9 protein-coding genes are annotated in these 12,191 nt (G+C 53.3%); 1 reads left to right on the forward strand and 8 read right to left on the reverse strand.

Annotated features, from left to right (window positions below):
• Window positions 1-58: 58 nt before the first annotated feature.
• The 8 genes from ACFW0H_RS02540 to ACFW0H_RS02580 all read right to left on the reverse strand — a co-directional run bounded on the left by ACFW0H_RS02540 (window position 59) and on the right by ACFW0H_RS02580 (window position 9,419).
• A complete protein-coding gene (locus tag ACFW0H_RS02540; protein WP_422912330.1) occupies window positions 59-280 on the reverse strand; it encodes a hypothetical protein in 222 nt (73 codons plus the stop codon).
• Between the two features lie 1,116 nt (window positions 281-1,396).
• Complete coding sequence (locus ACFW0H_RS02550; protein WP_422912331.1) at window positions 1,397-2,605, reverse strand: tyrosine-type recombinase/integrase; 1,209 nt, start codon at window positions 2,603-2,605, stop codon at window positions 1,397-1,399.
• Window positions 2,598-3,077 carry a hypothetical protein gene (locus ACFW0H_RS02555; RefSeq protein ID WP_422912332.1) on the reverse strand — a complete coding sequence of 160 codons (480 nt, stop codon included), beginning with the start codon at window positions 3,075-3,077 and terminating at the stop codon, window positions 2,598-2,600. Before ACFW0H_RS02555 ends, ACFW0H_RS02550 begins: the two co-directional genes overlap by 8 nt.
• Window positions 3,070-5,328, reverse strand: coding sequence for a hypothetical protein (locus ACFW0H_RS02560; RefSeq protein ID WP_422912333.1), 2,259 nt, complete (start codon window positions 5,326-5,328; stop codon window positions 3,070-3,072). Before ACFW0H_RS02560 ends, ACFW0H_RS02555 begins: the two co-directional genes overlap by 8 nt.
• Window positions 5,325-7,427: a hypothetical protein gene (locus ACFW0H_RS02565; protein ID WP_422912334.1), complete on the reverse strand. Its 2,103-nt coding sequence runs from the start codon at window positions 7,425-7,427 to the stop codon at window positions 5,325-5,327. Before ACFW0H_RS02565 ends, ACFW0H_RS02560 begins: the two co-directional genes overlap by 4 nt.
• Window positions 7,428-7,468: 41 nt before the next feature.
• Window positions 7,469-8,515 (reverse strand): recombinase RecA, encoded by a 1,047-nt coding sequence (gene recA, locus ACFW0H_RS02570; protein ID WP_422912335.1) that lies wholly within the window; start codon window positions 8,513-8,515, stop codon window positions 7,469-7,471.
• Window positions 8,516-8,597: 82 nt separating this feature from the next.
• The gene (locus ACFW0H_RS02575; protein ID WP_422912336.1) at window positions 8,598-8,819 is read right to left on the reverse strand and encodes a hypothetical protein; all 222 of its coding nucleotides are present in this window, start codon (window positions 8,817-8,819) and stop codon (window positions 8,598-8,600) included.
• 87 nt (window positions 8,820-8,906) lie between these two features.
• The gene (locus ACFW0H_RS02580) at window positions 8,907-9,419 is read right to left on the reverse strand and encodes a CinA family protein (protein ID WP_422912337.1); all 513 of its coding nucleotides are present in this window, start codon (window positions 9,417-9,419) and stop codon (window positions 8,907-8,909) included.
• A gap of 97 nt (window positions 9,420-9,516) precedes the next feature.
• Between ACFW0H_RS02580 and mutS the strand changes: the two genes are divergently transcribed.
• On the forward strand, window positions 9,517-12,057 hold the full coding sequence (gene mutS / locus ACFW0H_RS02585) for a DNA mismatch repair protein MutS (RefSeq protein WP_459077284.1): 2,541 nt from the start codon (window positions 9,517-9,519) through the stop codon (window positions 12,055-12,057).
• The last annotated feature ends 134 nt before the right edge of the window (window positions 12,058-12,191 follow it).

The following is a 12,191-nucleotide window of genomic DNA, read 5'->3' on the forward strand; positions in this document are numbered from 1 at the left end:
TCTTTTTGCGTGTGCGCTGTCCAGCCCAGGTCCAGTGGATTCGGTTCGCGTTGATTTGTCATGGTTGTCCCTGCACTGTCGGCGGCGACCACTCTATGCCCTCTTCGAGAATCGGATGGCTTTCGCTCACGACGATCAACGGCTTGTTCCGATTCTCCAGCGCGAACATGGCGACGGAGCCGTCGACGTCCGCCACCGGCACCGCCCCCTGTGGGGCAAGCCTACCAACCCAGACATATTGCCGGGTCTCCAAACATGCAAGGTAATACGAAATACCCATGCTTCCCCCGAATTCGAATCAACTCTTTTTCTGCGCCAGTTTCTTACGCAATGCCGTGATGAAGCCGTTCTTGATCACTCGAGACTGCTCGTAGCTTCGACCAAGGCGCCCCGGCGATCCACCTTCCAACCGTTCTCCGCCAGGCATCTCTAGACACTGCGTGGGCCAGCGCATCGCGCTCCATGTCTGTGAGATCGACTTCCGCGTCCAGCCTTGACCGCGCTGTGTATCGCTGATCGATGACGATGTGATGTTGGACTGTCTGCCGTAACAATCTGACCGGGCCACGATGCTTGCGGGTCTCCGCCAAAAGGAAGCCGACCTCGCCGCGAATGACGAGATCCCTACCATCCACGAGCCGCAGAAAAGACCCTAGTTTATACCGAGTTGAGAGGATACTACTTAGCCAGCGCCGCCCCCCCCTGGGAGCTTGAATGGCAAGGGTCAAAGGTGACGTCCTGCGGAAAAGATAACCTCAGATGCTCGAAGATTGCCCCTACTACTTACGGGGTGAGTGCTGTAGTTGCTCTCATCATCTACCCGCTTGGTTACCCTCTTCATCCTCAGCGACGCTTACCTCTTCGGGAACGTCAGCAACCAAACATACCTGAGCCAGTTGGAGACCGGCGCAACGGGCCTTGCCCTTGAAAAGACGCATGATCTTGCCTCTGTAATGGGCGTCCCCCCATTGACGATCCTGGCATGTGCGGCTCGCCCCATGATGGTGAGTATCATGAGGTCCATTTGTGCGAACCCTGTTTTTTACGACACTTGCAGGCCTGCAGCGCGAGCGGATGGTGAACAGTATGTTTAGAGACGGCGACGAAGACTTAAGGAATTTCGGGCGTGTTGCGCGCGAGATTTTTTCAATGATGGAGGTGGATCTTCCCCTTAATGTCTTGGAAGGCTGGAGATGTGCCTTTGAAGAGAGCAGCCACTATTTCCAGTACCCATCTATTGGGTCGACTTCGTATCCCCACCGTCAGCGCGTCCAATGCATAATGCTCCCCTCGACCAGGGCGAAACCCATATAAGAATCCCAGGAAGTCTTCCTCGTAGATCGCTTTCAGTATCTTCACCACGGCTATCTAAACGATCTTTTCCTCCAGGACACCGCTAAATTTTTCTTGTTAGCGATCTCGCCGCTTCAATCTGAGACGTGATCATCGCAAGTTGTGATTGAAGCAGGATACGACTCTCTTCCAGAGAGCTGATTCCAGAATCAGACAAAGACATTGCTATAGCCACATCGACATAAGATCTGAATGTTGTCGAAATTTTCTCATGACCCGCTTGCTGGGTTAGTCGTAACTCGATGCTGCGCCTGTCGATTTCAGCAATCTCACCGGCTTTGTAAAGCGACTGCTGAATGCGGTAAAGATAACCAGCATAACGTGTCAACCCATAGCGCCGAAGCGCGTGCGGCGAAATATCACTATCTACAGAGTCAAGCAGATCAGTAATCGCTTGCGCAGTAAAAATGCCGCCATTAGCATTGTGAGTGCTTACAAATACAACGCCTGGATCATGACCAGCATGGCACTTTCTAACTATCTCTGGACGTTCAAACTCAATGTAATCAAGGGTCTCTTGAATCAGCGAGGACTCGACCTCAACGTCGCGTACCTTTTTAAACTTTGTACCTTTGGTCAAAGTGACCATCACCATGGTATTGGGCAGGAACTTGGTCGGAATTGCATTCACGGGTAGTGATACAACCTCCAAGCGCCTCAGCCCTGCTTCCGCCATCCAGCGAAGCATCAATTGATTGCGCACATTGATTTCTTCGGCGAGCGGCAGACCGCTTTCCAAAGTTTTATCAGCAATGCCGTCTTTCAGCGCAGCAATTTCGTCTGCGGACGGAATACGCTTTCTTGCTTGCTGAACAGTTCCAAGCAAAAATGGTATTTCATAGTTAACACTATTCCCTTGCCTAGGCCGATTTACGACGATACGAAACACACGGCCGCTTAGCATGTCGTTAGATCCGATAATTCCACGACACAAGCCTGTGTTTTCGGCATACCAATAGAAGGCGCAGACAGATGAAATTCTGTAATTGATAGTTTTGGCTTCAAGGTCGCCAGAGTTTTTTAGTTCATCACGATACTTGCACAAAAGCCTGTCTGTGACATCGTAAATATCGCGTTCACCAAGCCAGTTCAACCACGCCTTAAGTCGATATGCGATCTGACGAATATAGGTTTTTTCATGACACTGAACTATTTCAAGATCAAGCAAATATTGCGTTACGTGACGCTGAAGCGCGCCCGATTCATCAACAACGATGTGCTGGCCATTCTTCGTCGGCAACAGATCAAACATTTGAGCGACCCGTGATCTTGCTGGCACTGAAACGATTGTCAGTCCATTGGGCTTGTTGCAAGGAAATACGCTGTTCAAGTTCACGCACTTGATCAAGCAAATCAACGATAGTTTGCGACAAGCCCGGCATCATCGTTTCATATTTTTTAACCTTGGTTTCAAGCTCGCTAATTCGCTTTGACTTGAGACAAATACCCTGTTCAGCCCTGCCGTTCTCCAGAACCACCTGTGCGCTCGCAAGTGACGCAATCACACGCTCGTGCGTAGCTGACCCCGTCCTAAGTTGATCGCTGGCCTTAGATACGCTCTCATAGGGCTCAAAAGCCAAGGCAGCAAACCAGTTGAGGGTGAACTTCTTCGGAACTGGAAAATCGGCAACTCCGTTCTCGATGTAGTGCTTGAGACCGTCGAGCTTGCGCTGAATCTTCTGCTCGCTCCTTTGTCGGTTCGTTTCACTAATATGCTTAGGCATTGTTAGCCTCCTGCCTGTCGGCAAAAGCTTTCAGCATTGGTGACGACATGGGATCAAGAACCAGGCCAACATCCTCTGCAGTTATGCCAGTCTCAAAGCCCAGCAAATTAGGGCAACCAACACACGACCCTCGGCAAGCCGAAGACTGTTGAACAGTATCATCCATGATGCACTTGCTGCGCTGTAACAAAGTCGGTGTCTGGCCGAAACATGCCCCGTCAGGTACAAAGTTAAGAACGTAGCCAATATCCTCAACCTTCTCAATCATCTTTTCAGCTCGCCGCTCTGAAACAGCATCAAACGATCTAAAAAATTCACCCAACTCTTTCTGCATATTTCCAAACAGCACTTCAGCTTTTTCATTAGCAGCGGACTGTGCAAATGACAAAATGCGCTCTGACCTCACCTCTTCAAAAGCACTGCGGAAGTCCTTATCCGTTATGTACTTGGCAGTCATTTCAAAATCTGTGTGACGCAAGTGCCAGGACAGCGTTGCGAGATCTCCAGACTCAAACTTGTAGAAAAACATCATTGCAAAGAATCGACGAAACTGATGCTCGCTAAACTTCCAAGGAGTTCCTTCATTATCTGGAACACCAACATACTCGGAGAATTCGTTTATTTTTCCGCTGGACCAATAATTAACAACCCCACCACTGAGGGCTGGAAAAATAAGTAGCGATTGATTCCCTTCATTACGAACCGGTTCAGTCAGAGCCTCAAGCACTTGAACCGCTTTAGCAACAAGTTTCGTGACAGGAAAATACTTGCGTTCCTGATAAACCTTGGCAGAGTACATGCCAATAACTGGTCCACTCTGCGTATCCACACAGCAACCTGCTGTGAGCGATTCGACTTCGCACTCCCTCCGGGCTGTGAAGCAATAAATAACCAGCAAGCAAGCGGTGGGGAGTAAATGGTGCAGACATTTATTCAGCGATGCACCGCTCTCGGCACGCCCCTTAGTAATAAGGCGATGCGCTGTCGCCTTGCTTACACCCAAGCACTCGCCGACCGCCCTATATGTCAACCCTTGAGCACGAAGTGCGTGCCCCTCCTGAACTTGTGTAGCCAAGACCGTTTCAATTTTCTTTTCAGAATAGTCCTTTGCAAACCCGCATATAGGATATGGACTCCCTGGATGGCCATCCAGTTGGGCAAGTTGCTTACTTAGCCATGCTCGCATCCTTTTCGACGCATACTGCATCCTATGGTCTGCTTTCCCTCCGCGCCCTGCGTCACTCAAGTATTCTTCGTGCTGCACGAGAGCCCGAGACTTGAGATCAAGCAATAGCGGCGCAAAATCGACGACCCAGCGAATTGCTCGATCCATCAACTCAAAGAAAATGGGCTGCGGAATATCGCGCGTGCGCTCGCCAGGCCGCCCCTTTTCCCTGGATACTTGCGTAGGCTTTATATTATTTTTTTGGAAGTAATCGCTGGGTATTTGATGACTAGCAGGGAAAAGGTCTTTGAATATCTGACACTGACGATAGAGCTTTGAAATGGACGTCAATTCTTTGCGGATAGAATCTTGACTGCAAATCTCTAAGTTTTTTTTGACACCTCCCCCTGCATAACGATCCTTAATACTATCTTTAATGTAAAATCCATTATGCAGGCGGAAGTTGGTTAGCATTACCAGCATCGGCGCTTCGCGACTCCCTAGTATTCGATCACTAACACCGAGAGCCTCGCTTAGTTTATTTACATTAAACTCTACATGACCAAGTCTGTTGCGAAATATCTTGTACTTATCAAGATCTGCGGGATTACCCTGTAATTCTTCAAGCTTTTCTCGCAAGCGATCCTCAAGACTCAGGCGTGCATACAACGGCTTGCCAATTGAATCCCTAAAAATAGTAAATACGCCATCATTCACACTGGAAAGATAATTAACACCTTGCAGCCTGAGCCAACGAACGTGGTTAACGATGTCATTTACATGTTTATATTGAGAGATACCAGATAAAGCACCACCCATATTTTTATCATGACTAATAGTGCGCACGAGGTATGCCGAAAGTTTAATCGCATGACAGAGATCTTGATTATCCGTAAGCAACTCATTTGGCGCCACAGCAACATCAAATCGGATAATCTGTCGACCCGGCCCATCCTCGACAACCCATTGATTATCAGTAAAAGACGATGCTCCGACAAACCAGGAGGCGGAATAAGATTTAAGCTTATCTAGGCCGTATTCATCATCGAAGTAACTCCTGTAGGCACTCATGTCAACTACACTCATGCATTAGCCTCTTCGATGACGTGAATAGGGATAATGTTAATATAAGGATTACTATGGCTATTGCAATACTCTTCTGCCTGAGTAAGCAATCTGCGGTGTTCCCGTATACTGTAGAGCTTATCGAGAATTGAGTTCACGAACAGCTTCCACAGATGCCACCTTGTAAACTCCTCCCCCCTTAGGCGCACTTCGGCTTTAGTCAGTATCTCGCGCCAGTGGATTACATTAGCAATGTTTTCTTTTGTGGCGAGAAACAAACTACGGCGATTCGCGCAACTGACGCACTTATCGATGCGATGGCAGACTTCCCCCTCTATCGTGCCGGGCTGAATGCCGGCCGTGGGATCTGAACAATGTATGCCACCGAACTGCTGATTGAGTATGCTCTGCTTACGCCTCTCGTAAGCCTCGGGGTCAATACCGACCTTCTCTGCAAACTGATCAATACTGACGGTTAATACCGTTTCAAACCACTCTAAAAACTCTCGAATCTTCTTTTCACGACGCAAAATCTCAGGCAGGTGGTAAGTGTACTTAGCCGCCATCTTTAAGTCACTGTGACGGCCGACCTGCATTACTTGCATAGCATCTCGCGTTACAAGTCCAGTCAACAAAAGAACACTGCCGCGCAGTGCTTTCAGTGTACTTGACCAACGCTCTCCGGAGAGTTCTAGACAGAGTGATCTAAAGGCAATATTTATTGTTCTAAGCGCGAGCCTTGACGGCACGTACACTCGCTCACCGCCAGTTCCCTTTGTGAAGTTTTTGTAGAATCCAATAAACAAACTATCGCGATCTTCATTACGCGCAAAATCGCGAATATGTTCGGTACATATCCGCAGATACTCAACGACATCAATAGCTGTCAAGGTCTCACAAGTAAGCGCAACTCCATCCATACGAGAACTTACAACTACTGACTCCTGATTCTCGGCCCCTTTACGCAATTTATTCCAGACAAGCTGATATTGCCCATCATTGCCAATGGGAATAAGACAGTTCGTTGCGAGATTTAATAAAGCATCGGGATTGATTGCGTACTTAATCGAGAGCCATACAAACGCAGCCACACGTGCTTCACGCGAATAACCGAGGGCGTTTCGAACGTCGGATATAGAGATACCGCTTTTTTGTATGCGATTAGCTAAGAGTGCGTAGGAAGCATCCTCGTCCAAAGGATAAACTCCGCCATGATAGAGATAGCAATATGTAACTATCACCTGCAGAGCACAGCCATCCAGCAAGATAGCGTATTCCGCACCCATGACTTTTGACGCCAGGCGATCAGTCACCCCATCGGTATTCTGACGAAACATATCCTTCAAGCTTTTCGCTTTCCGTTGATATGCTTGATTACTCGCCCACTGCCGCGCCTCTTGAAGTAGTTTATAGTGCTGTATTACCAAATCAGCACTGGCGCTTTTCAATGTGTCCAGGCGATTATCTAAGACGCGAGTAGATGCCTCAACGATATCAAGCGCCGCCTCACTTGAACCACCAGCAACTGCCTCGTCGAAGATATTTGAAAGAAGGCTTTCTATACCCTCGAGATCATCAAGCCCTTCGTCAATAAGGGTATCCTGATGCTGAGCAATCAGCGCCTGGATATCAATCTCTTTATGAATAGTCACATCAAGCAGTGTGGGGCCTATTCCACGCTCAAACTTGAAACCTTTGATGTCCAAGCCATGCGGCACGACCCCCCGACTTGCAAGATGGTGAACGAACGCGCGCACGCCTGCCGCATAGTTATTCTTAGTTCGATTTACAACACCTAATTCACTAAGATAACTGCGGTAAGAACTGATCAAATTATGGAAAAGCACAACAATGTAGGATTCGCCTGCGCCTGAGACGTCTCCAGTTTTCAAAAAATCCCTGAGCTCTTCTTGCGAACAATCTTCGGCCAAGAAATCAAGAAGCGTACTAATGTGATAATAATATGTTCTTTCAGTTGAATTATTATCTGGCCAGAAGGTTTCGTATGCAGATGCGAGGGCATAGCAAAAGGAATGACCGAGGCTTTCAGTATACTTACCGAAATTGCGCTCGGTGTAACCCCTCTTCACCGTGAGTATAATGCCTCCGGCATCATTCATATTTTGTAGGCAGCACCAAATGGTGCTGCCTTACGCGTCGATCAATATTCGACTTCTGGAACTTCAGAAATTGAGCTACCAATTGGCTTGGCTGCTGGAGTGACACTAAGCAGTCTATCTCGGATCAGCTTCTCAACTTCTTGTGCAGTCGACTCATTATCTTGCAGCCATTGCGCAGCGTTTGCCTTACCCTGGCCGATTTTGTTGCCCTGATAGCTGTACCAAGCACCTGACTTTTCAATCAGCTTCTCTTGCACACCTAGATCGATAAGCTCGCCCATCTTGTAGATTCCAGCACCATACATGATCTGGAATTCTGCCTGTCTAAACGGCGGGGCCACCTTATTTTTTACGATCTTAACGCGCGTTTCGCTACCGATCACGGTCTCGCCATCCTTAACGGCACCGGTGCGGCGAATATCAATTCGAACAGAAGAATAAAACTTAAGTGCATTTCCCCCGGTTGTAGTTTCGGGGTTGCCGAACATCACACCGATCTTCATGCGAATCTGGTTAATAAAGACTAGGATGGTATTGGTCTGTTTCACACTTGCAGTCAGTTTGCGCAACGCTTGAGACATCAAGCGCGCTTGGAGTCCTACGTGCGAGTCGCCCATTTCGCCTTCGATTTCAGCCTTCGGTACCAATGCAGCTACCGAGTCGACGATAATGACTCCGACAGAGCCGGATCGCACGAGCATATCGGTAATTTCCAATGCTTGTTCGCCCGTATCCGGTTGCGATACCAACAAGCTATCAAGATCTACTCCCAGCTTTTCCGCATACAGTGGATCAAGCGCATGCTCGGCATCTATAAATGCACAGGTCTTTCCTAGCTTTTGTGCTTGCGCGACAATTTGCAAACATAAAGTGGACTTACCAGAACTTTCGGGTCCGTAAATCTCTATTATACGCCCCTCGGGTACTCCACCAATACCAAGCGCAATATCAAGTCCGAGAGAGCCAGTTGAAACAGCCGGAATAGGTTCTCTTGGCTCTTCGCCCATTCGCATCACTGCGCCTTTACCGAACTGCTTCTCGATTTGCGACAAAGCCGCATCTAGCGCCTTCTTTTTGTTGGCTTCCATCGTCCGCCCTCGCTTAAGCTTTTACCTGAACTGGTTTGGGTGCTGTGACCGACCTGCAGATCACTCTAAATCATTCAATCGATCATATGAACCGATTTTCTGGACGTGAATAGTAGATCTCGACGATACGGCCTTTCGGCAGGCCGCCGATGCCGAGGGCGATGTCCAGGCCCAGGGAGCCGGTGGAAATGGCCGGAATGGCCTGACGATCGTGGTCGCCCATGCGCATGACCGCGCCTTTGCCGAACTGCTTCTCGATCTGGCCCAGGGCAGCAGCCAAGGCGCGCTTCTTGTTCTCGTCCATTGAAGTCCTCACTAAAATCAAGAGGGCCTGGCGGCCACCAACAACTGTATAAGTAGACAGTATTATTCCATAGGGCAAGTCGCTCGCCTACCCCTGGGCGGCTTTTTCTCCTGCAGCTAGTCGGATCAGCCCCTTGAGGGCCTCGGTCACCGCTTGCTGGCGAACCGCCAGGCGATCACCCGGGAACTGGCGGCGCACGGCCTCGATCTCGGCGCCATCGCCCCAGGCCAGCCAGACGGTGCCGACGGGTTTCTCCGGGGAGCCGCCATCGGGTCCGGCGACGCCGCTGACAGCCACCGCGAAACGCGCCCCGCTGCGCTGCTGGGCACCACGCACCATCGCCTCGACCACCTCGCGACTGACCGCTCCCACCTGCGGAAACAACTCGGCCGGCACTGCGAGCTGCTCGGTTTTCTGCACATTGGAATAGGTGACGTAGCCCGCCTCGAACCAGGCCGAGCTGCCGGGAATACGGGTGATGGCTTCGGCGATACCGCCGCCCGTGCAGGACTCCGCAGTACTCACCAGTTCGCCGCGCGCCTTCAGTTCCTCGCCCAGCCGGGCGGCCAGCAAAGTCAGCTCATCTTCGGTAACGGTCATGTGCACTCCGGGGTTAAAGCGGGCCAGCGGGATACCGTACACTAGCGCCTTTTGCACGCAAGGCCAGGCAATGAGCGATCTCAGCGAACACACACCCATGATGGCGCAGTACTGGAGGCTGAAGAACCAGCATCCGGACCAGCTGATGTTCTACCGCATGGGCGACTTCTACGAGATCTTCTACGAGGACGCCAAGAAGGCTGCCAAGCTGCTCGACATCACCCTGACCTCTCGGGGCCAATCGGCGGGCAAGGCCATTCCCATGGCCGGCATCCCCTTCCATTCGGTGGAAGGCTACCTGGCCAAGCTGGTGAAGCTCGGCGAGTCGGTGGTGATCTGCGAGCAGATCGGCGACCCGGCCACCAGCAAGGGCCCGGTGGAGCGCCAGGTGGTGCGCATCATCACCCCCGGCACCATCAGCGACGAAGCGCTGCTGGACGAACGCCGCGACAACCTGCTGGCCGCCGTGCTCGGTGATGAACGCCTGTTCGGCCTGGCAGTGCTGGACATCACCAGCGGCCGCTTCAGCGTCCAGGAGATCAAGGGCTGGGAAAACCTCCTGGCCGAACTGGAACGCCTCAACCCGGCCGAGTTGCTGATTCCGGACGACTGGCCCCAGGGCCTTCCCGCGGAGAAGCGCCGTGGCGTACGTCGCCGCGCGCCGTGGGACTTCGATCGAGACTCCGCGAAGAAGAGCCTCTGCCAGCAGTTCGGTGTGCAGGACCTCAAGGGCTTCGGTTGCGAAACCCTGACCCTGGCCATCGGCTCTGCCGGATGCCTGCTGGGCTATGCCAAAGAAACCCAGCGCACCGCCCTGCCCCACCTGCGCAGCCTGCGTCATGAGCGCATCGACGACACCGTGATCCTGGATGCCGCCAGCCGCCGCAACCTGGAGTTGGACGTCAATCTCTCCGGCGGCCGCGACAACACCCTGCAGTCGGTGATCGACCGCTGCCAGACCGCCATGGGCAGCCGCTTGCTGAGCCGCTGGCTGAACCGCCCGCTGCGCGACCGCTCCGTGCTGGAGGCTCGGCAAGACGCCATCGACTGCCTGCTGGATCGCTATCGCTTCGAAACCCTGCAGCCGCAGCTGAAGGAAATCGGCGACGTTGAGCGCATCCTCGCCCGTATCGGCCTGCGCAATGCACGACCACGTGACCTGGCGCGCCTGCGCGACGCCCTCGCCGCCCTGCCCGAACTGCAAGGCGCCATGACCGAGCTGGAAGCGCCGCACCTGCAGACCCTGGCCGGCAGCATCCGCACCTATCCGGAACTGGCCGACCTGCTGGCCCGCGCCATCATCGACAACCCGCCAGCGGTGATCCGCGATGGCGGCGTGATCAAAACCGGCTACGACGCCGAGCTCGACGAACTCCAAGCCCTCAGCGAGAACGCCGGCCAATACCTGATGGACCTGGAAACCCGGGAAAAAGCTCGCACCGGCCTGCCCAACCTCAAGGTCGGTTACAACCGTATCCATGGTTACTACATCGAACTGCCGCGGGTACAGGCCGAGCAGGCGCCGGCGGACTACATCCGCCGCCAGACCTTGAAAGGCGCCGAGCGCTTCATCACCCCGGAACTGAAAGCGTTCGAGGACAAGGCTCTGTCCGCGAAAAGCCGCGCCCTCGCGCGGGAAAAGCTGCTCTACGACGAACTGCTGGAACTGCTGATCGAGCAACTGGCGCCGCTGCAGGACACCGCCGCCGCCCTGGCCGAACTGGACGTGCTGAGCAACTTCGCCGAGCGCGCGCTGAACCTCGACCTGAACCGCCCGCGCTTCGTCGATGAGCCCTGCATGCGCATCAACCAGGGCCGCCACCCGGTGGTGGAACAGGTGCTGGATACGCCCTTCGTGGCCAACGACCTGGACCTCGACGACGCCACCCGCATGCTGATCATCACCGGCCCGAACATGGGCGGTAAATCGACCTACATGCGCCAGACGGCACTGATCGTGCTGCTCGCCCATATCGGCTGCTTCGTGCCGGCGGCCAGCTGCGAACTGTCACTGGTGGACCGCATCTTCACCCGCATCGGCTCCAGCGACGACCTGGCCGGTGGCCGCTCCACCTTCATGGTGGAAATGAGCGAGACCGCCAACATCCTGCACAACGCCAGTGCCAGCAGCCTGGTGCTGATGGACGAGGTGGGCCGCGGCACCAGCACCTTCGACGGCCTGTCGCTGGCCTGGGCGGCTGCCGAGCACCTGGCACGCCTGCGCGCCTTCACCCTCTTCGCCACCCACTACTTCGAGCTGACCGTGCTGCCGGAAAGCGAACCGGTGGTGGCCAACGTCCACCTGAACGCCACCGAGCACAACGAGCGCATCGTGTTCCTGCACCACGTGCTGCCCGGCCCGGCCAGCCAGAGCTATGGCCTGGCGGTCGCGCAATTGGCCGGGGTTCCGGGCGGCGTGATCCAGCGCGCTCGCGAGCACCTGGCGCGCCTGGAAACCACCAGCCTGCCCCATGAGGCCCCACGCCAAAGTCCAGGACAACCGAGCATGCCGATGCAGAGCGACCTCTTCGCCAGCCTGCCGCACCCGGTGCTGGACGAATTGGCAAAGATCAAACCGGATGATCTGACGCCCCGGCAGGCGCTGGAGCTGTTATATACACTGAAGTCACGCATCTAACCCTTGGACCGCACAAGCTGCTAGAATCCCGCGCGCTCTGGAACACGTCGGGGGAAACAGCCTGCCCCGATACCGTGAGTTCCAGAGCTGAGAAGCCCGATGCAGAGGGCTTCCGAGCCGCCGCTTGAGGAGAA

The organism is Metapseudomonas cellulosilytica (assembly GCF_049334135.1).
Lineage (GTDB): Bacteria > Pseudomonadota > Gammaproteobacteria > Pseudomonadales > Pseudomonadaceae > Metapseudomonas.

Coding starts and splice junctions, on each gene's coding strand:
- ACFW0H_RS02540 (WP_422912330.1), bottom strand. CDS start 280: ATGGGTATTTCGTATTACCTTGCATGTTTGGAGACCCGGCAATATGTC.
- ACFW0H_RS02550 (WP_422912331.1), bottom strand. CDS start 2,605: ATGTTTGATCTGTTGCCGACGAAGAATGGCCAGCACATCGTTGTTGAT.
- ACFW0H_RS02555 (WP_422912332.1), bottom strand. CDS start 3,077: ATGCCTAAGCATATTAGTGAAACGAACCGACAAAGGAGCGAGCAGAAG.
- ACFW0H_RS02560 (WP_422912333.1), bottom strand. CDS start 5,328: ATGAGTGTAGTTGACATGAGTGCCTACAGGAGTTACTTCGATGATGAA.
- ACFW0H_RS02565 (WP_422912334.1), bottom strand. CDS start 7,427: ATGAATGATGCCGGAGGCATTATACTCACGGTGAAGAGGGGTTACACC.
- recA (WP_422912335.1), bottom strand. CDS start 8,515: ATGGAAGCCAACAAAAAGAAGGCGCTAGATGCGGCTTTGTCGCAAATC.
- ACFW0H_RS02575 (WP_422912336.1), bottom strand. CDS start 8,819: ATGGACGAGAACAAGAAGCGCGCCTTGGCTGCTGCCCTGGGCCAGATC.
- ACFW0H_RS02580 (WP_422912337.1), bottom strand. CDS start 9,419: ATGACCGTTACCGAAGATGAGCTGACTTTGCTGGCCGCCCGGCTGGGC.
- mutS (WP_459077284.1), top strand. CDS start 9,517: ATGATGGCGCAGTACTGGAGGCTGAAGAACCAGCATCCGGACCAGCTG.